Below are 21,214 nucleotides of genomic sequence, written 5' to 3' on the forward strand. Positions count from 1 at the left end.
TGTTAGTCCCAGTTGGAATATTCTTTCTGCCAAACGACTTCTCCTCTCTTATTGATATATCCTTCAATCATTAATGCTTCTCTTTTAATTTCGAAGGAAGCCAATCCTTTTTTGAAGGAAGAGCAATTGTCATATTTACATGGAATCTTTACCTGAAAGGTAGTATCTATATACCCCCAAAGATTGTCTTTTTTAATAGCCGCATAGTTCTCCTTAAATGGTTTTACTTCTTCATATTCTTCTGATATAATATTCATTCTTTTATCAACAAATACCCAATTAGTACTATCTATTTTTACTCCTGCATAACCATTGCCAAATCTTGTTATATCTATTAATGTGCCATCTATTAGATAGTTGCCATTCTCGTCAATGAAATTATAACCTAAATTTAGTTTTCCAAGATGATTATAAGTACAAGCAATTCCATCATTATAGGGATAAATTGTTGTAGTCATGTTGAAGGGAGTACCTATAATTTTACCTGATTTATTGATGATAATGGAAGACTTAGTAAAACTAAATTTGCCATCATCTCTCCTTTTCATCTCTCTGAATTCAACAATAGCCTTACTTTCTCTAAAAGTGGATGCAGAAGAGTATTTACTTTCAATAACAAGATTACCATTAATATCAATATATCCCCATTTAGGTGAATCTCTTAGACCTTTATTTAAAACCTGAACAGCGGCTAATCCTTCAGTAAATTGATATCCATCCTTGTATTGGGGAGTGATAATAGTTTCTCCTTTAGAATTCATATAACCAAATAATTTCGTTATGCTGTCTTGGTATAAAATCCTATCATCAGAACAGCTTAACCATTGTAAATTTAGTTGTTTACCTTTTGATATTAGTTCTTTTATACTATTCCAATCATTCTCAATATTTTCAAATTCATAAATTAGAGTTGTGTCAATAGCTAATTTATTATCTAATGAGATATATCCATATTTGTATCTAATCTTCTTTTGTTCAGATAGTAGATTAATAAATGATGAAGCCTTCTTACTCGTGAGAGTATCGGAAAGTATAACACAAGTGGTATCAACAATAATTAATGCTATTCCTTCATTAAAATATGAGGCATATAAGTATTGTGGCTTTATAACTTCATTACCTAAGCTATCAATGTATCCATATTTTCCATTTTTATATATAGGATATAAATTTGTGGGGACTTGACTACATGAACATAGTACTAAAGTACACCATATTAATAATAAATAGGAACTATAATTTTTCATTTATTCTTTGATTTATGTCATCTATAATAAAAGATAGCATTTGATTAATTTGATTGATATTGCAAGTAAAAGGATAACCATAGCCAGTTTTAGTAATAGCTATGTAACTATTATGAGTTGGATTACTTTCATCGTTTGCAAGTGATAGTTTTGACAAATCTCGAATAATTAGTGAATGTGTTATTGGAATATTATCAACATTCACTACTGGCATAGAGTTAAGAAAGGCTGTTAACTCTTCTGTAATCAAAATTCTTTCCATAATAAATTTCCTTTTGTAGCATACTACAAAAAGAAAGTGTGAGCCTAACCTTATTGGGAGTCCAAGGTATTACCACATACCTACAATCACACAATATAAGGGAAGCCCACACCTAATGGTATGAGTATCCACTACTTACTGCTGTGATTGTTAGTCTTCAAGGTGGTAATTTTAGGACTGTCACAAGTAAGAAGCAAACACTTCTTTTCTAATATGTCTTGTTAAACTTCTATTTCATTAGTTGTCATTTAATTAATACTGTTGCAAAGATAGAACTTTCCAGTAATACTTCATCATTTGACTGCCATAATTTAATAGGTTTCAAAGCATATTAGTACCATAGGTGCAGGCTATATCCTTATTGTACAAAGGTAAGCTTAATTATTTACTTTCTATATGCTAAATTGATAAATAGAGCACCAGTAACTATCAATATTAGCCACTGTAATATCATATCCAATGCTGTCATATATACACTAGTTAAAGCCCCAGTCCATTACAGAACTAGGGCTATCAACAACAATAAAATCACATAGTAAGAGGCATATAACCTCTTAATCCTTAAGTATCATACTGGTGAGGACAAACCCTACCAGAATCAAGATAATCTCACACATAATTCAATCAACATTTAATTTAGTCTAACTTACTAACTATTGCTACAATTCATGTTTACATACTTCACCGAACCTCAAGTGGTTAAGTTATTATAGCAGCACTTCCCTCTATCCTGTAATCAAATACCATCAACCTATATTAGAAGAGGCAGTCAACTTCTATTAAACTGTCCTCTGATTTGCCATTCTGCATCACTTACTTTGTATATATAATATGTAAGAAAGTGAGACAAGAGAAATTTCCCATCATAATGGTATAATAACAGTAGAGGGGAATGGATTTAATAGAAGGTAGGATATTGTAGACCTTAGAAGGTTAAGTATTTATAGTTTTCCTTCATCATAATAGGAGTAGTATTCCTTCTCTGGGCTTAAGATTACATGGTCTGCTACATGAATCTCCATGAGTTCTGCTGCCTTCTTGACCTTTTCAGTCAAAGCATCATCCAAAGTACTGGGTTTCATGCTTCCAGAAGGGTGATTATGTGCCAATATTACCTGTGTTGCATTAGCCAATAAGGCAGCTTGTAATATCAACCTCACATCTACATAAGTTGCAGATATTCCACCTTCTGAAATAGGTACTATACCCAGTACTCTGTTAGACTGATTAAGCAGTACTACTTTAAAGCTTTCCTTGTATTCTATTGTATCATCAGGGAAGTACTTTATCAATAGTTCATAGGCATCTTGTGAGCTATTTATCTTGTATCTAGTTGATGATTTGACATTGCTTTTATAGCTCAATTGAACCTCTGCTACATTCATTATACTGTCCATAAGATACACTAATTAATGAACCAACTATATTCATTCTCACCATATAAAGCCTTATTAAGTCCTTCAGCCAATTGGGTGGCATTAAGTGACCTGTCCAAGAAGTTGTCAATGTAGCTACTTTTATTAGCTCCAGTTAGTAAGTTGTACACATTCCACATGCTAATTTCCCTGCTGTCCAAAAGGGTGCTAAAGTTATCATCATTATAATATGCTTTGGCAACTAATCCTATCTGGGTATCAGTCATTAGCATCTGTGGTAACTTCTTCTTCTGGTCTACAGGTAAGAATTGATATAATCTGCATCTACCTAAGAATTGTGCAAATTGGGACTCTCTCATATAGCTATCCTTATAAGCTGACATATAATACAAGTGTTGGGCTATATTGTACTCTTGGAACAGCCTCACCACTGCATTGAATAGTTCAGTTGTACTCATAACCTTTAATTCTGACCTGTAACCATCTGTTGATACACACATGTTACAGCAGACTAAGTTTTTGAAGCCAATGAACACCTTGAACTTCTCTGCACTCTTCTTGCTGTACAGATTCATGTGATTATAAGCTCTTACTCCACCTATGGTTAAATTCAGTCTGTTACCTGCAATATCCTCATATATGGTAGGTATCTCAAAACAGAACATCATTCTCTCAAAGTAGATGGTTTTATCAGATTCCAGTAGCTGATTTACTGGCTTATGAATAGCTTCCGGTATTCTGCCTTTGATAACATGGCTTACCCTAATGGCAGGTTCTTCTATTCTCTCATTGGAGAAGACTTTATTAGCTGCTTCCCATACAGTTTCAATGAAACTGGAGTGTGATATAGTAACCTCATTGTCCTTAGAAAACACAGGTGTAATACATTCCTCTTTGAGGTACTGCATGGTTACTTCCTTTGTATTAGCTTCAATAAAAGGTAACTTATTACTTTCTCTGGTGCTTATGGAATCAGCTTCTACAGGATTTGTTGACATAATACCTGTGTTGATGACTTCCATTGGCTCAACTATTTGAACATGAGAGCCTTCTTTGTTGATTCTATTAGGGTATATCAGATTAGCTCTGACTGGCTGCAACTGCATTATTTCCATATCTAATGTAATTAGGGGTATAGTTAATAGTTGGTTGATTCTTTTGTACCTGAAGTGCTGCTTTCTTCTGCATGAATTCTGATGTTAACTGCTGATACCATTCAGGATAAGCATGATAGATGGCAGTCAGTTCTTCAATGGTTTTACTGCTGTTAATCTTGCTCCTTATCATCTCCAGATTGACACCATCATTACACCAATCTGCTATGTTCTGTCCTGTAGTAGGTGTAATGGTAAAGTCAGGCTTACCTATAAACAGGTTTGTCCTGTCTTTGGATGCAATAGTCTGGTGCTTCATATTAATATCAAATACTATGGTAAATTCATAATCTATACCATCTCTCATGACTGCTTTTAGTCCTACTTTCTCTGGTATCATCTTGCCATTCTTCTCACTTAGAACATAGTCCTGTTTGCATCTCATAGTGCATATAATATGCCTATTGGATTGTAGAATTTTCTGCATGAAAGCATTGATTCTGGGTGTCACCTTCTGCCAATTAGTGAAGCTGTTACCTTGTAATCCTGCATGGTATTCAAGCAAGTTATCCCAACACTGTGAGATGCTATCAATTATGATAACTTCCATACCTGCACCTTCACATATTTCAATAGCTTGTATATAAGTTTCAGGTGTAAAGTTATCACTTAGACTTAATACATTATAAGCACCTAAGTGAGCATAAAGGTCAGCACTTCCATTCTCACTGTCAATAATGGCTATCTTAGTCCAGTCATTACATAAACCATAAGCTAAAAGCAATGCAGAATAGGTCTTACCTGAACCTGCACAGCCTTGTAAAGCAAGCTTAATTTTAGCCTGCTTCTTGGATGAAACTCTTAAATTCAACATATCTGAATAGGATTAATTGTTATACACAGTCTATAAAGAAAAAAGGAAGCAAGTCCTAATAAACTTGCCTCCTTGAGGTCTACATTGAGACCTGTCATAAAGTTGCTAATGTCATAGCTCCACCTTCACCTCTTTGATGCAGCATATAGAACATATCACCTGTATCTGGTGAACATACTTGAGAGATAACAGGATTGGTTACTTCTCCATTAAGAAATTTGTCACTTGCTGCACCTATTTCACAGCCATAAACAAAGAAGCACTTCCCTGTATGAGGATTTTGCTTTACCTCAATCTTACTTACTCCCTTTTGAGCCTTGAACTCATTCACTGTCACTGTCTCTAAGAACTTTAACTTTTCCATAATCTTGTATTTTATTGTTGTGCAGACAGACTATTCTGCTGCTGTTGATTCAGTTACTATGGTGGGGTAATGAGCTAACTGTAATGAGCTTATAATGTAAATCCAATATTCCCCAATATGCATAGGGGGACTATCCCACTCCTAAGGTAAGGGGAGGGAGACTTTGTGACTTAGAGTGCACTTGTAAGTATCAAATTGAAGAAAAAAATAAAAAATTTAGAAGTATAATATATCAGGTGACAGTAAGAAGTGCTATATATTAGTTATGTACATATAAAGCAATCCCCTGCCTTCTGGTGGGAAAACAGGGGATATTGGGGTATGTATCATTCATTCATCATTAATAGTATCAAGGTAATGCTTGATTTCATCATCATCTGGTACATGTGATATAACTTTGTCTATCCAAGTATCGTGACCCAAATGAGGGTACAGAAGGACTTTAGATTCCATGTGCTCAGTCCATGCTAGTGCCATTGGAACATCATAAGAAGACCAGATTACTTTCTTCTCAATCAATAAGTCTCTATACTTTTTATATGTATTCTTTGCCATATCCAAGTGGCTATAAATGGCTTTGTCTGATAGGTCTACCCTGAACTCTTTGTTAACACAAAGGCAGTATAACCCTATCATAACTCCTTTCTCTTCTGGACTTAAAGAGCTGTCACTGAATAACTCTGCCCATATAATTCTGAAATTCTTAGGAGGATTGGGTAGATAATAGATATTCCTTCTAATCTCTCTTTGCTGCTGTATAGTCTCTACTCTATATCCTTTATCTTCTAGCTCCTTTAGTCTGGGGATAAAGGAATCTTTGATATAATCTGTACTTACTCCTGTAAGCTCTGACAACTGACTGATAGTAGTATCTGTTGTCATGTAATTGCTTTCCCTTTGAGGATAGGCATTAATATAGAGACCTGCTAATAGGTAGAGCTGCTTTGGATTGAAGTACCTGCAAGCTTCAATGGGGATGATAGTGAATTGTTTAACTATTGTCATTAATTCTGATTTTATAGGGGTCAAAATCCACCCCATACTAATTACCTACAGTAATAAAGGATTAAAGGTAATTAGTATAGGGTGATATTTGACCCTAAGGTTGCTTCTGTTGATAGCTAATGTCATATTAGAGATATATCACTCCTATAACCATCTGATTATCAAATGTAAATATAGTAAATAAAGTCTATAATACCAATATTCTTATCATTTATCTGATTGTATATTAACCTTCTATAACACAAATAACTTTAACAAGTTATTCTCTTTGGTAGCTATCCTGCCAGTATGTTCTTTAAAACCTCTTGGATTCTCTCCTCTGATGGTGTACTTATTCCCAGATGTCCTGTCAGTGGCATATATGCTTTTCAATAAGGCTACATACTTTCTAGGTTTCAGTACCTTATGTAGATGATACTGGACTATAGGAGCTAATATCTCTTGTATCTCACTTGCTGAATAGCTCTTATTTAAGGTGAAACTTCTTCTTATTGCAACCTTGAAAGGATGCTCTTCATCTAGTGCCCAATACATAACTGCATTATTGAGATTCTTGTAAGCTATATTGTTACTTGTTCTAATCTCCCATAGCTGATGTAGCAAACTATCAAGGTCAACATATTTGTAGAGCTTAATGAATCTCTCTAAGAATATCTTTGTCCTGCTTCTACTTTGCCTAATGTATAAGTGCAAAGTATTGTCATTCAACTGCCCTGTGGTTGATAATACTTTGATGTTATCTATGGCTTCTTGAATGTAACTATCTGTCAACTTATTCTGTGCATCCTTATTGGTTTTCTCTATGCTGTTTTGCTCTGGAGAAACACCATAAGGTAGGGATTTATAACTAATGATGTTAACCTGTTTACCTAGTACTTCTTTCAAGGTTTCAGGCATAAAATATGAGGCATATAAGTCGATTCTTTCAATGATGTAATCTATATTGAGGTAGGCAGGTACATTCTTTCCATATATATCCTTTCTAGTCAAGTTAATTAACTCATTCCCTGCAATTCTTTCTTGCGCTTTCTCTCTTATGGCTTCTTTGATTATTGCAAATAGATCAGCCAAGGTATAATCCCCCTGTGAGATAGTATCTGCTGATTCAAGTACTTTGAGTACCTTTTGGGCTTTGTTTAATAGAGTGGCAGTGTCCTTTTCCATACTTTCCATTACTGATACATATCCTAAGGTGTTATATATGATAGTTTCACTTAGTATTCCATTATCCTTTCTGCATCTACCATGTATTTGTGTCATTCTATCTAAGGTCAACATTGAGTGACTTCTTCTTACATCTGATACAGTGATTAGATGGTAACTATCCTCTATATCTATACCAGTGAAGTAGCAACAGGTGGCAAAGTTAATCCTAGCAGGTAAGGTATCATTGTCTCCTAGTTTAGGTGCAAAGTATTCTCCTGCTTCCTTTATGGATACCTCACTACATAGGATAGCACATTCCTTTCTGGTTTCTTCATCTAGTGATGCTATAATGTTTCTTATCTGGAGTATGGAGTTATAGGCAATGAACACCTTCTCTGTAGGATGGGAGATAACCTTTTCTATGACAGCCTGTGTGACATTATCTGTATGTAGTAAGTCTATATTTCTATGGGTATTGTATTTCCATGTTATAGGAAATCTACATTCAGTCTTTAAGTGTGGATTGCTGAACTCCTTCATAGTAGCTGTTACCATACATCTGTTCTTTAATGGGAACATAAGGTAGTAGTCAATCACATTCTCCAATTGGGGTCTGAAGTTGTTGTCAGTCTGGAGAACATCAATCTCATCAACCATAAGGAAATAGTCTTTGTAGTTCTCTTTTCCTATGATACCTAATAGTCTACCTAGACTGTCTGCAACTACTAGAAGTTTCTTGTATCCATCTTTTGCTAGGTATTCCTCAATCTGCTGATTAGTTACCTTTTCCTTTTCACCTTTAATCTCACTACCTACATATAATGTATTAGGATGCTTTGAGTGTTTACCATAAGCCAGAGCCTTAGTAGGAAAGACTATGATTGAATTTCTCTTTGAGTTTATCTCAAGGGTAGTAGCTCCAATGCCGGGTATCTTCTTGTCTATAATACCATGAGGCATCTTATCTATGAAGTCAGCCAGATTCCAGAAGGAGTCACCAACTTCTTCTCTTATTACTTCTGGTTCTCTGCCAAATAGCAAGTTATCCAAACTAGTTATTACTGTATCTTGAGGTATGGTTTTAGTTTCTCCTACTTTCCCAGAGGATAATATCTCAATGTACTCTACAGGTGCATCATGTAAGTCACCATAAGTATTAGGTACTGTCTCTTCTAATTGGTTTTCAACTATGGAAGATTTAACCTCTTTAGAGTGCTCTTCTGATACAGGAGTAGTGCCTAATGTTATAACTTCTGACAGGTTGGTCTTCTCATCAGGAATCTGGAGATTGTATAACTCATCTATGAAGCTACTATCAAGTCCTGCTATTTCCTTTGCCAGTTCATCTTCTATGCTCATGTCTCACTTAGTTTGTAGTTAGTATATAGATTGTAAGTGAACAAATATACTAAAGAGCCTCCATAATTCAATCAATTACAGAGGTTCTTTTATGTTAAACTTACTTCACTTCTGGACTAGGCAGCTCACTATAACTACCAAATACATACTCAACCACCTTCTTGTTAGCTTCATTCTCTATCTTGAAGTCTCTTTCAATATAGATGTCAGTGACTTTCATAGCCTCATCAATATGATTTAAGGCAGCATGAACTGTATACTTATCTATACCTACTTTATTAACAGCTAATGTAGCCCATGAGTGCCTTGCAGCATAGTATTCCAAATCATCCACTTTCAGTATTTTGCCAATTTGCTTTAACCCAAGATTGATGGCTCTGTTGAAGTTCTTGAAAGTAGAATAGAGATGATAGAAACAGAATACCTTCTTCTGGGTGTAATCTTCATATTTCTTCATTAAAGGTAGTAAGACAGGAAGAACATCTACTTTCATCTTAGCTTTATCAAGTCTTCTGTCTGTAGTCTTAGTCCTGTAATAGGTAATTGAACCATCTTCCATTTCAGTACAGTTGTACAAGTCAGCAGAATTCATCCCTATTAGGCAGAAAGAGAGGATAAAGCAATCCTTAGCTAGGTTAAAGGGGCATAACCTTTCTCTACCATTAGCATTAATGATATAAGGTAATTCCCATATCTTCTTAATTAACTCTGCTGATAATGCTCTCTTCCTAGTTGCTTCCTGCTTTGGTATCACCAAGTTCTCAAAAGGTGAGTTAGGTATCCTAATGAGATTCCTGTCATAATCATTGTACTTCTTCTTAGCTTCGTTGAATAGATGTCTGATGCTACTAGTGTACAGTGATACCATTCTGTTAGAGGGTATTCTCTTTCCTTTCTTCTGAAGTTCTGCCACCTGTTTAGCCCTTTTCTTGTGAAGGTATTCCATGAACTCCATCATTAACAACTTGGTAACTTGGTTAGTATTTAATTTGTCCTTTCCTAAGAAGGCAATGAAGGCATTGAGGGCAGTTTGATAATTTCTCTTACCCTTGACCTCTGTAGCTGCCAACCAGTCTTTGCAGAACTGGATAAAGTCAATAGGAGTATTCTTTTCCTTCTCTTTCTGGATATAATCAAGTACATCACTTAAGGTTAAATTGGAAGCCTCCAATGGAAGCCCCATGCATAACTCTTCATAGTATCTGACCAATCTGTCAGCTTCCTTGATGTACTTTGGATTCTTTAACTTGAAGTCCTTAGTCAGGTCTTCTGCTCTTACAAAGATATGAGTAGCCAACCTCTTAACCTCTCTGTTGTAGGTTAGCCTAATTTTTACGTTATAAGTTTTATCAACTTTTTGCTTAGATTTTAAGACTTCAGCTTTGATAGTCAACATGTTACATTGGTTTATTAGGAACAACAATAGACCAACAACTATACTTTAAAAGGGGATATTTAACCTAAATTTTGTACCTAAAGACTAGCACTAAAACAAAAGAATCCCTCAATAATCTACTGATTATCAAGGGATTCAACTGTGACCCCGGTGCGATTCAAACGCACGACCTTCAGAACCGGAATCTGACGCTCTATTCACTAAGCTACGGGGCCATTCTTTCTAAATGCGAGGACAAAAGTATAAAAAATCTTCTCATCTTCCTAATGATTCTCCTTTTTTTATAGTTCTTAAGGTACTTCCCTATATTAGAAGACTGTTATTTTGAAATGCTTTAGAGCATTTACTTTATCAAATTGACAATCTTTTAGAGAATATCCATTACATATATCAATTTTATTCCTATCTTTGCCGACAATTAACATTTAACAAACCTATGAGTTACTTGATAAAACCTAAGAACTATAAGCCGCTACTCGACCTCAAACAGACCGAGCTGGGAATCAAGCAAATAAAAGAGTTCTTCCAATTAAACTTGTCATCCGAACTACGCCTTAGACGTGTGACTGCCCCTCTTTTCGTATTGAAAGGAATGGGTATCAATGATGATTTGAATGGAATAGAACGACCTGTTTCTTTCCCAATCAAAGATCTGGGCGATGCGCAAGCCGAAGTGGTTCATTCATTGGCTAAATGGAAAAGGTTGACCTTAGCTGACTATCACATCGAACCGGGATATGGTATTTATACGGATATGAATGCTATTCGGTCAGACGAAGAACTGGGCAATCTGCATTCTCTCTACGTAGACCAGTGGGACTGGGAACGTGTTATCACCAATGAAGACCGGACTGTGAACTTCCTAAAGGAAATCGTCAACCGTATTTATGCGGCTATGATCCGTACAGAATATATGGTATATGAAATGTATCCGCAAATCAAACCTTGCCTGCCACAAAAGCTACATTTCATTCATTCAGAGGAATTGCGCCAGCTTTATCCGAACCTGGAACCTAAATGTCGCGAACATGCCATCTGTCAGAAATATGGAGCTGTGTTTATCATAGGAATAGGCTGTCAACTTGGTGATGGCAAGAAGCACGACGGACGTGCACCGGACTATGACGACTACACTACCAAAGGACTGAACGACCTGCCCGGACTAAACGGCGACCTCCTATTGTGGGACAATGTACTGCAACGCTCCATCGAATTATCATCGATGGGAATCCGTGTAGACAAAGAAGCCTTGCAACGTCAGTTAAAAGAAGAAAAAGAAGAAAAAAGACTGGAACTTTATTTCCACAAGCGATTGATGAATGACACCCTTCCCCTGTCTATCGGAGGAGGTATCGGACAATCCCGCTTGTGTATGTTCTACCTTCGCAAAGCTCACATCGGAGAAATACAAGCCAGCATCTGGCCCGAAGATATGCGCAAGGAATGTGAAGAACTTGAAATACACCTTATATAACAAACTATGAATGTACAAATTGAAGAAAGCTGGAAAGCACATTTAGAACCCGAATTCGAAAAAGACTACTTTCGCACACTGACCGATTTCGTCAAAAGCGAATATAGCCAGTATCAGATCTTCCCTCCGGGAAAACTGATCTTCAATGCTTTCAACCTTTGTCCTTTCGACAAAGTGAAAGTTGTAATTATAGGACAAGATCCTTACCATGGACCGGGACAAGCGCATGGTCTCTGTTTCTCTGTAAACGACGGAGTGCCTTTTCCCCCTTCATTAGTGAATATATTCAAAGAAATCAAAGCCGACATCGGCACAGATGCCCCTGCTACGGGAAATCTGACTCGCTGGGCAGAACAGGGAGTATTGTTGCTCAACGCTACGCTGACCGTACGTGCTCACCAAGCTGGTTCACACCAGAACCGTGGCTGGGAAACATTTACTGATGCTGCAATCCGTGCCCTGGCAGAAGAAAAAGAAAACCTGGTATTTATCCTGTGGGGATCATACGCTCAAAAGAAAGGAGCGTTTATCGACCGCAACAAACACTTGGTACTCACTTCCGCCCATCCCTCTCCTCTTTCTGCTTACAACGGCTTCTTCGGAAACAAACATTTCAGCCGTACAAACGACTACCTGAAAACCCATGGAAAAACAGAAATCGCATGGTAGTTGGAGAAGTTGAGAATGGAGAGTTGAGAGTTAAGAATAAAGAGTAAAGAGTAAAAAAAATGGCTGCACTATTCGTCGAATGATAGCGCAGCCATTTTTCTTTTCTATATTGTAGCAAAACAATTACACGTCCGAATTTCCACTCTCAACTCTCCACTCTCAACTTATCCTAGTACCACTGAATGTTACTTTGCGTTTGGCTTCTCTGCTCATACTTCAAGTCTTGCAGGATGCTTGCATTCGCACGGATGGTAACATTGTAATATTTCCAGCGTCCGAAAGGAGAAAGACTGGCGGACAGGTTGAAACAGTGCAAGTCACGGGAGATTGTACAAGAAGTCTGCGTAATCTCTTTTGCCTGAAAATCATAGCCCGAGTTGAACGAGAGCGACCAGTTATTAGAAATCTTTATATTTCCGTTTGCATTGATGTTATGCGTATACGTATAAGGATATCGCATGGAATAACGGTTAATAGGCTTAGACCTATCTTCACGGATATTAAACGAATAGCTAAGGCTTAACGACCAAGGCATCTTAAACACCTGATAACCATCCGGGTCTGCCTGTGCTTTCTCTACTTTCTTAGGTGTAGTACCATCTCCTTCCGTTCCGTCAGATTCTTCATCGTCACTATCCTCCGACTTCTTATCTTTTCCTTTTTCATCCTCCTCTTTCGGACCGAACCATTTCTTCCATGTGTCATTATTAAAGGTATAGTTGAAAGAAGAACCATATCCTTGGAAACGCCCAAAACGACCATACGACCATTCTGTACGGTTACTGGTCACTACATTACCGCTTTTATCGAATGTATAAGCATACGTAGCGAATTGGGCATTCATATTGAAAGTATAATTCTTGGTCAGTTTCAGACGGAGGTTCATACTTAAGTCACTCCACGGTCTTTCCTTTGCCGCCATATTATAGGACATATTGGCACTCAAATCATCAATAAGGCTAACTTTCTTGACTGTATCATTCTTTGCGTCATAATACTTCATCTCCAAGTTATTAGCTATCGAGAAACTAACCGTTCCCGACCCCTCACGAGAAGGCACGCCATAAGGCTGATTGGTAAAAGGAGAATAATATTGTGTATTACCATTATAATCGGTATATTCTTCCCAGTACTTGCCAAATCCCGGAGCACCACTCAAACTCACCTGCGGTGTGAATACGTGACGAATCTGTATCTCCTTCTTCTTCGCAAAGATCGGTTTATACATACCATACAATTTCGTACTTAGAGCCAAACTAGCCGAGTAATTGGATACACGATAAAAGCCGTTAAGAGAATCGCCCGGCAATGATTCCAGCCTGTGAGTATCTTCGTTATAATGCTGATTGATTTTACGGGTGTACCATCGTTCTGTATAATTCACAGAAGGATTGACCTGCAAATATTTGAACAGCGTAAAAGTAGCACTGATAGGAATGTTATGGTTCATCGCATTCTCCCATGAGCTTAGTCCGGCTTTGAACAAATGGTCATCTTTAGTACGGATACTGTTTGTCAGACGTCCCGTATAACCAATGGAAATCTTCTCGTACCAACGTTCGGCTCCTGCCGCTTTCTTGCGCTTGAACGGAAACAGACGGCTCAACGTAATATTCAAGTCAGGCAAAGTGACCGCAATAGAAGAGTCACGCATTGTCTGTGCGATATTGGTAGTTCCGGATAAGGTCAGACCGATATCGGGAAAACTACGAGAATAACTAATACTTGATGTTTTGGTATTTTGAGTCAACAACTGCGAATTATAAAGGTTGTTGATATTAGAACGTTCATAACTACTGGTCGAGAAGTTCACACTGGCAGAGAATGTAGTGTTCGGACTGGCTTTAGCATCCTGTCGATGGTTCCATACCACCTTAAAGTCCTTAGCAACTGTATAGTCCGGCATCCCTTTATCTCCAGTCTTGGTGACCTGATAGTCCGCTTGCAGCGTACCGGAATATTTATAGCGTTTATTATAGTTTGTCAATCCAGACAATCTCCATGAACCTTTCGTGAAGATATCTCCCGTTATTTTCAAGTCCATGATATCACTCATGGCAAAGTAATATCCTCCTTCTGCCAAACCGAAACCACGACTGGAGTCATCCATATAAGTCGGCATAATGAAACCGGAAGAGTAACTGCTGGAGAATGGGAAGAAGAAGAACGGCACAGCCAACGGCAGAGGCACATCTTCCACAACCAGATAGGCAGGTCCTGTCACTACATTCTTTTTAGGGCGCACCTTAGCTCTCGTCAGCTGCATATAGAAGTGGGGATGATCGTGATGATCGCAGGTTGTATAACGCCCATGCTCCATGAAAATTTCATCATTGGCCCCTTTCTTCGCCTTGCTTCCGGTCACATATCCTTCTCCCTGCTGGGTGACGATATCAGTAATTCCCGCTTTCTTGGTTTTGAAGTTATATCGGATTGTTTCCGTATCATACGAGGTATCACCTTCTTTAAATACCGGTTTACCTTTTTCCACTCCGGTAGTATCCTTGATACCATAAGCATGCACAGTACTACTATCCAGATTCATCGAAATAACTTCCGCAGCCAGTTCGATGTTCTGATAATTCACTTTTCCGCTACCATAAAGTGTAGCGGCTCCTCCCAAAGTAAAGACAGTGGAGTCGTTGGATTCATAAACAACCGGTGCATCGAGTGGTTGTTTCTTCTTTACCGGTGCGATGGAATCAATGCGTACCGTTACCGTATCTGCTTTCAACGAATCATTTCCCTGAAGGGAATCCGTTTGTGCGGTATTGGAGGCAATCATTCCTCTTCTTCGACGCTGAGACGTAGCCTCATCGGGAAGCATCAGTAAGACAATCAGCAGTATGAATGATATAAGTATTTTTGCTTTCAATGGCGCCATTAACTAATAGTTTACGCTTGAAGTGGCAAAAGTACACAATCTTCACCAAATATGAGTTAGAATCTTCGTTATTTAATTATTTTTTAGTGCTATAAAAAGAGAGAACACCATCTATCAAAGCGGCTTAGGCCTTCTTCACCATATTTTGCAATACTTTGCCGCGCTTTTTCCACAGTTTTCTCTTCATCCAGATGGGTTTTAGAAAAGAATTTATCCGCAAAGCAAATCAATTGCTCTTCCAGGGTAATGGGCAGCATCTCACGATGAGGAACGGGGAGCTGCTGGGCAATGATATCTTCCAACGAGAGTCCGGCTCCCGTATGGCGTTCGCACACCAATGCGTGTTGGGGGAAACCTTCCGCCCGCAAGATTTCAGCTCCCAAATATCCGTGGGCGATATAAGGATGAGTGCCAAAGCACTGAATGGTGGGAGCATCGGTCTGAAAAATTCCAATATCATGCAACAGAGCAGCTTCTTTCACAAAACTCCGGTTTAAACGCAATTCGGGATGAGCATCCAGCATTTTCATTGCCTTTCCGGACACCGCCAGACTATGAATTACTAAGATTTGTCTCTGCTGCGTATTTTCCGGATAATATTTATCAATGATTTCGTATGGATTCATGTGCTTTATTTTTTGCTCTCTTGATGAGAAATTAATATTTTTGTGCAATATTACAAAAAAAATTACCGATATGCAAACTCGAGCTTCCTTCATTCTTATATTTCTATTCATTATGTTGTCACCAATGCGTGTAAGCAGTCAAATTGTCACGGGAGCAGAACAAATGGATCAATATATGCCGTTGCTGAAAGGAAAACGCATCGGAATGGTAGTCAACCACACTTCTGTCGTGGGAGCAAAGCGGGTTCATCTTCTCGATACCTTATTAAGGAGAGACGTCCGGGTAGTCAAAGCATTTGCCCCCGAACATGGTTTCCGCGGTAACGCGGATGCAGGTGAAACGGTGAAAGACGGAAAAGATTCCCGCACCAGTATTCCTATCGTATCGCTTTATGGTGATAACAAAAAGCCGTCTGCCACCCAACTAAAAGATGTTGACGTGATCTTATTCGACATTCAGGATGTAGGGGCACGCTTTTATACCTATATAAGCACGATGTATTATGTGATGGATGCTTGTGCAGAGAACAAGAAAGAAATGATTGTACTGGATCGCCCCAATCCGTGCGACTATGTGGATGGTCCGATACTCAAACCTGCTTACCGGAGCTTTGTCGGCATGCTTCCCATTCCTGTACTTCACGGATGTACTATCGGCGAACTGGCACAGATGATAAACGGGGAAGGATGGATTGCCAACAAGAAAAATCCTTGTTCATTAAAGGTAATTCCAATGACCGGGTGGAAACATGGAGAGCCTTATTCACTCCCCATCAAACCGTCGCCCAACCTCCCGAACGATCAGTCTATCCGATTGTATGCTTCACTCTGTCCTTTTGAAGCTACCCGCGTCAGCGTGGGACGGGGAACAACTTTTCCTTTCCAAGTATTAGGCACACCTAATAAGAAATACGGAAGTTTCACTTTTACTCCCCGCTCCTTACCCGGTTTTGACAAAAACCCGATGCACAAAGGTATCACCTGCTATGGGGAAGACCTCCGGAATGTAACCGATGTGAACGGATTTACACTCCGCTACTTCTTGAACTTTTATCGCTTATCCGGTGAAAGCGCAGCCTTCTTCTCCCGTGCCCGATGGTTTGATTTGCTGATGGGAACTGACAGCGTACGCAAGGCTATCCTCAAAGGAGAATCGGAAGAGGCTATCCGGAATAGTTGGCAAAAGGAGTTACAGGATTACAAAGAGATTAGAAAAAAACATCTTCTCTATGAGTAAAAAACTAGTATCATACTCTCATTCATTTTTATAAACCACTTATAATTAAAAGAATAAGTATGATAGATACCCATATTTCATGAAGAAAGTATGATAGATACAAAATTTCAGAAACATCTATCATTCTTATTCATCAGATAATAACTATATTAGCAAAAAGAATGAGAGTTATGATAGTTATTTTCTACTCTAAGAACAATCAGTTAATAACACAATAATGAAAGATAAAACACAAAAAAGTTTCAGGGGAATAGTCCGGATATTACTTCTTGTTTTCTGTTATACCTTTGGTAGTCATGCTTTTGCATTGGCTTTAGAGCACGAACAAACAGTAGATATTTATAAAGTAACAGATGTCCCCAATCCGCGTAATGAAAGCTCTTCCAATTGGGTCAGCAATCCGAATCAGATATTGGATGAAAGTTATGTGTGGGAAATAAATAATATGTTGTCACAGTTAGAAGATTCATTGAGTATTGAAGTGACAGTTGTTGCACTCCCTTCTATCGGTGAAGATATTCCGGCAGAGTTTGCCCACAAGCTTTTTGAACACTGGGGCATCGGAAAGAAAACGGACGACAACGGATTACTGATTCTTTTAGTGCTCGATCAACGTAAAGTCACTTTCGCAACCGGATACGGTTTGGAAGGAGTACTTCCCGACGCTTTATGCTTTCGCATTCAACAGAATGAAATGGTTCCGTGGTTTAGAAAAAACGACTTTGACAGAGGAATAACAGAGGGAGTCCGGGCTGTAACATTGGTGCTTTATGGAAGCGACTATGAGCCCGTTTCTCAAGGCACTTCTGATAATTACTGGAAAAGTGCCAGCAATACGTTGTGGAATTTTCTGGCAAATCAACCGCTCATGCTTTGGATATTCTTGATACTGGTAAATGTTCTCACTTATCGCATGAAAGTAAACAAAGCTCGCCCCAAAGACAGTTCAGCATTAGCAGCAATCAAAGTCCTGACACATTACAGCCCACTTGGATGTCTTGTATTGTTTTTTCCGGTCTGGCCTGCACTTATTGCGGCATCCTTATGGTACAAGTTCTACCAAAAACAACGTGTTATTTTGCAGAGTAAAACCTGCGATTCTTGCAAAGCTGTGGCTTTACAACTTTTACCCAATGAGCTTGCAACCCCTTTATTATCTGCTTCCGAACAAATGGAACACAAACTAGGTTCTGCTATCCACCGTATTTATCAATGTACTTCCTGCGGCTGGCTTTTACGGTATAAATCTATCACCATAAGCGAATATAGGATGTGTAATCAATGCCATACCATTGCTTCCAAGCGTATCAGCCCGTGGAAAACAATTAAAGAGCCCACATATTCCGATGCCGGATTGGAGGTTGCCGACTATCTTTGCCTGATGTGCGGAGATAAAAAGCAGACAACACAGAAGATCCCCCGCAAGACACCCCCCAATAGTGACAGTTCTAGTAATAGTCACAGTAGTAGTGGCAGAAGCAGTAGTAGAAGTAGTAGCGGCAGTTTTGGTGGTGGACATAGCGGTGGCGGTGGAGCGTCAAGTAGTTTTTAAGATCAACTATCCATCCGAAGAAGTCGACTAACCAAATAAAGGACATGAAAACACATCTCACCTGAATATTTTCATAGAAAGATGGTTGTCCACTCCCTTATTCTAACTATTTTTGCATAGATAACCGAACATAAAAAAGTGAAATGAATATAGAAGAATTTAGAGAATATTGTCTGTCTTTTAAAGGAGTTCACGAGAAGATGCCTTTTCCCAATGTACCCGACCAATATAGCCGTGACGTTCTATGCTTTTATGTTGCGGACAAATGGTTTTGTTTCGTTAACATTGAGATTTTCGATTTTTGTTGCATCAAATGTAACCCTGACGAATCTGGAGAACTGCAAACTGAATATGCCGGTATAAAACCAGGCTGGCACATGAATAAGAAATATTGGATCAGCGTTTATTTCAATCAAGACGTATCTGATGATAAGATCAAAGAACTCGTAAGCAAATCCTATGATATTGTAGTCAAAAGTCTGACAAAGAAAGAACGGGTTTCTGTTTGAGATTGCAAAAAGTCTTCCAGTGCTTTCAGGTCTTTTATTTCAAATATTCTTTCCATCGTTTTCATTTTCAGCTCCGATGTCTTGTGTTGGGGAATGTTTTACATTTTTCACAGCGTGCACTATTCAATTGCGCTCCCAGACAAGGATTTTTTTGCCGTGTATAGGTAGGACACCCACCACAAAACACGCCACATGCCGGGACACGACCATTATAAATTTTCATCATACAAGGCTTTTGGCCATCCAATAGTTAGTAAGAGACAGCTGATTAGCCCTGCGTTTTTGCTCTACTTCTACTATATACCCTCGCTTTTCAAAAAATGGACGGGCTGTTATACTCACTTCAGAGGTAATCCGCGTAATCCCGGCTGCGACGGCATAACGTTCTATCTCATTCAACAATAGTGTAGCAACACCTTTGCCCTGAAAATCCTTATGAATAAACATTGAATGCAAATAGCCCTGAGGTGTAATGGATGAAAAACCGACGATTTCAGATTGCCGATTAACAGCAACAATAAAATAGTGAGTTTTTATCATACCCTCTATTTTAGAAGGATCATCTCCGCACGATGCCCAATCTTCAACCTCGGCCTGTGAATAGTCACGCCTGTTTATCACTAACACTGTGTTTCGATATAGAGACTGAATTTCCTCTATATCCGTATTTAAAGCTATCCTTATAGTAATCATATAATCCCTAATTATTCACTATTTTATCTCTTTCTCTTTTCCACAACTGCCACGAATTGATTATATTCTGCCACATATTATATATTGATTAGCATATATAATTGATTATCAGGAAAGAAGCCCACCTATTACTAACAGTGGGTAACAAAATAGTAACAAAAAAAACGAAGAAATTCGCTTTGTGGTGGGCTTCTTATGCAAAGGTAACAAAAGGCAATTACCTGCCAAAAAAGAAATAAGGCTTTTGCTTTACAATAGCTTTTTCAAGTCCTCAATGTCGGGCAGAGCGTTACGAAGTCGTTCCGGCATATCTTTAGATGCACGATAAGTAGCAACTCCCATCGGCTTGTTATAATCACGAACGGCAAACTCTACAAAGGTTTGATTCATTTCCCTGCAAAGAATTATCCCTATAGAGGGATTCTCGTGCGGCTTTCTGATATATGTATCTAAAGCGGATAAATAAGTATTCAACTGCCCCAAATAAGATGTACGGAATTTTCCGGATTTCAACTCGACCGCGACCAGGGAATTAAGCTCTCGATTGAAAAAGAGCAAATCAATGAACATTTCTTCCCCTGCAACCTCCATACGATATTGATTGCCTATAAAACTGAAATCTTGCCCAAAGGTCATGATGAACTTCTTCACGTTGGCAACAATCGCCTTTTCTACTATCTTTTCATCTAAATCCTCTTCTTGTTCATCCAGTTCCTCCACATTAATGAAATCAAGCAGGTATTCATCTTTGAATGAACAAACAGCTTTTAGAGCTTGCTTAGTATCAGGCAATGTTTGTGCGAAATTATTAGGCAAAGTTCCCCGATGGCTGTATAGGTCTGCTTTTAAGTAATCCCTTAAAGTGTATTTACTCCAATAACGAGTAGCGCACTCATGTATATAAAATAGCCTTGCTTCCAAAGTCTTAGCTTTGGATATTATTTCGGTATGATGACTAAAGCCGATTGAAAGGAAGTCTGACCAGTTAAATTCATCAGCCAGTGGCTGATGAATTTCTACAAGAAGCAATTTTTCATTCAACACCAAATCATCAGCCAACGGCGGATGATTTAAAACCTTATCCCACTCCTCATAAAAAATACGCATATTTCTTATGCTTGTTGCTGAAAATCCCCTTAGCCCCGGCAATTCTTTCTGCAACAAAGAAGATATTTGTTCAATTGCACCTTTCCCCCAAAAGCCTGTACGAGAATTTTCCGACACATAACGTCCGATGCCGTAATAAAGAGATAGCTGTTCCTTGTTCACCGATACGGCTGCACGGTACTGGCTGCGTAGGATAGCTTCTTTTATGGTCTTTACTGCTTCTCTATAACTCTGATTTATATCCATTTGCGATTTATTATATGCGACAAAAGTACAAAAATAGTGCTGTCAGTACAAATAAGTTTAGTCCGTTTTGGATATATAGACAAAGGAACGTACT

18 protein-coding genes and 1 tRNA gene are annotated in these 21,214 nt (G+C 38.4%); 5 read left to right on the top strand and 14 right to left on the bottom strand.

Features of this window, described 5'->3' with window-relative positions; translation table 11 throughout:
* Positions 1-2: 2 nt before the first annotated feature.
* The 10 genes from KQP79_RS04230 to KQP79_RS04275 form a co-directional block, all read right to left on the bottom strand.
* Positions 3-1,247 (bottom strand): WG repeat-containing protein, encoded by a 1,245-nt coding sequence (locus KQP79_RS04230; RefSeq protein WP_081104605.1) that lies wholly within the window; start codon positions 1,245-1,247, stop codon positions 3-5.
* Positions 1,234-1,509 (bottom strand): hypothetical protein, encoded by a 276-nt coding sequence (locus KQP79_RS04235; protein ID WP_009038810.1) that lies wholly within the window; start codon positions 1,507-1,509, stop codon positions 1,234-1,236. The genes KQP79_RS04230 and KQP79_RS04235 overlap by 14 nt, the downstream gene beginning before the upstream one ends.
* Before the next feature lie 941 nt (positions 1,510-2,450).
* Positions 2,451-2,906 carry a JAB domain-containing protein gene (locus tag KQP79_RS04240; RefSeq protein ID WP_032850951.1) on the bottom strand — a complete coding sequence of 152 codons (456 nt, stop codon included), beginning with the start codon at positions 2,904-2,906 and terminating at the stop codon, positions 2,451-2,453.
* Between the two features lie 8 nt (positions 2,907-2,914).
* A complete protein-coding gene (locus KQP79_RS04245) occupies positions 2,915-4,000 on the bottom strand; it encodes a DUF3871 family protein (protein WP_032850952.1) in 1,086 nt (361 codons plus the stop codon).
* Entirely contained in the window at positions 3,966-4,853 is an 888-nt protein-coding gene (locus KQP79_RS04250; protein WP_009038813.1) for an AAA family ATPase, read from the bottom strand. Before KQP79_RS04250 ends, KQP79_RS04245 begins: the two co-directional genes overlap by 35 nt.
* Positions 4,854-4,947: 94 nt before the next feature.
* A complete protein-coding gene (locus tag KQP79_RS04255; RefSeq protein WP_008644571.1) occupies positions 4,948-5,217 on the bottom strand; it encodes a hypothetical protein in 270 nt (89 codons plus the stop codon).
* Positions 5,218-5,547: 330 nt separating this feature from the next.
* Positions 5,548-6,222 carry a hypothetical protein gene (locus KQP79_RS04260; protein ID WP_008644575.1) on the bottom strand — a complete coding sequence of 225 codons (675 nt, stop codon included), beginning with the start codon at positions 6,220-6,222 and terminating at the stop codon, positions 5,548-5,550.
* Positions 6,223-6,456: 234 nt separating this feature from the next.
* On the bottom strand, positions 6,457-8,727 hold the full coding sequence (locus tag KQP79_RS04265) for a DEAD/DEAH box helicase (RefSeq protein ID WP_061447787.1): 2,271 nt from the start codon (positions 8,725-8,727) through the stop codon (positions 6,457-6,459).
* Between the two features lie 100 nt (positions 8,728-8,827).
* On the bottom strand, positions 8,828-10,123 hold the full coding sequence (locus tag KQP79_RS04270; protein ID WP_009038816.1) for a phage integrase SAM-like domain-containing protein: 1,296 nt from the start codon (positions 10,121-10,123) through the stop codon (positions 8,828-8,830).
* A 142-nt stretch (positions 10,124-10,265) separates the two neighbouring features.
* A tRNA-Arg gene (locus tag KQP79_RS04275) sits at positions 10,266-10,338 on the bottom strand.
* A 221-nt stretch (positions 10,339-10,559) separates the two neighbouring features.
* Here KQP79_RS04275 and asnA point away from each other — a divergent pair.
* Together asnA and KQP79_RS04285 are read left to right on the top strand one after the other, a co-directional pair.
* Complete coding sequence (asnA, locus tag KQP79_RS04280) at positions 10,560-11,597, top strand: aspartate--ammonia ligase (RefSeq protein WP_004306648.1); 1,038 nt, start codon at positions 10,560-10,562, stop codon at positions 11,595-11,597.
* Between the two features lie 6 nt (positions 11,598-11,603).
* Positions 11,604-12,266: a uracil-DNA glycosylase gene (locus KQP79_RS04285; protein WP_004312349.1), complete on the top strand. Its 663-nt coding sequence runs from the start codon at positions 11,604-11,606 to the stop codon at positions 12,264-12,266.
* A 169-nt stretch (positions 12,267-12,435) separates the two neighbouring features.
* On the opposite strand, the gene KQP79_RS04290 is transcribed toward KQP79_RS04285, so the two are convergent.
* On the bottom strand, positions 12,436-15,150 hold the full coding sequence (locus tag KQP79_RS04290; protein WP_015531394.1) for a putative LPS assembly protein LptD: 2,715 nt from the start codon (positions 15,148-15,150) through the stop codon (positions 12,436-12,438).
* A gap of 89 nt (positions 15,151-15,239) precedes the next feature.
* Entirely contained in the window at positions 15,240-15,776 is a 537-nt protein-coding gene (locus KQP79_RS04295) for an HDIG domain-containing metalloprotein (RefSeq protein WP_004312347.1), read from the bottom strand.
* Between the two features lie 70 nt (positions 15,777-15,846).
* On the opposite strand from KQP79_RS04295, the gene KQP79_RS04300 reads away from it, so the two are divergent.
* The 3 genes from KQP79_RS04300 (at position 15,847) to KQP79_RS04310 (ending at position 19,074) form a co-directional block, all read left to right on the top strand.
* The gene (locus KQP79_RS04300; protein ID WP_032856306.1) at positions 15,847-17,013 is read left to right on the top strand and encodes an exo-beta-N-acetylmuramidase NamZ domain-containing protein; all 1,167 of its coding nucleotides are present in this window, start codon (positions 15,847-15,849) and stop codon (positions 17,011-17,013) included.
* A 217-nt stretch (positions 17,014-17,230) separates the two neighbouring features.
* Complete coding sequence (locus tag KQP79_RS04305) at positions 17,231-18,565, top strand: TPM domain-containing protein (protein WP_061447785.1); 1,335 nt, start codon at positions 17,231-17,233, stop codon at positions 18,563-18,565.
* Between the two features lie 143 nt (positions 18,566-18,708).
* The gene (locus KQP79_RS04310; RefSeq protein WP_008650146.1) at positions 18,709-19,074 is read left to right on the top strand and encodes an MmcQ/YjbR family DNA-binding protein; all 366 of its coding nucleotides are present in this window, start codon (positions 18,709-18,711) and stop codon (positions 19,072-19,074) included.
* Positions 19,075-19,296: 222 nt separating this feature from the next.
* On the opposite strand, the gene KQP79_RS04315 is transcribed toward KQP79_RS04310, so the two are convergent.
* Both KQP79_RS04315 and KQP79_RS04320 read right to left on the bottom strand, forming a co-directional pair.
* Positions 19,297-19,767 (bottom strand): GNAT family N-acetyltransferase, encoded by a 471-nt coding sequence (locus KQP79_RS04315; protein ID WP_004312343.1) that lies wholly within the window; start codon positions 19,765-19,767, stop codon positions 19,297-19,299.
* Positions 19,768-20,016: 249 nt separating this feature from the next.
* Positions 20,017-21,120 carry a PDDEXK nuclease domain-containing protein gene (locus KQP79_RS04320; protein ID WP_004312342.1) on the bottom strand — a complete coding sequence of 368 codons (1,104 nt, stop codon included), beginning with the start codon at positions 21,118-21,120 and terminating at the stop codon, positions 20,017-20,019.
* Positions 21,121-21,214 lie beyond the last annotated feature (94 nt).

The sequence above is a fragment of the Bacteroides sp. DH3716P genome (assembly GCF_025914115.1).
GTDB classification, from domain to species: domain Bacteria; phylum Bacteroidota; class Bacteroidia; order Bacteroidales; family Bacteroidaceae; genus Bacteroides; species Bacteroides ovatus.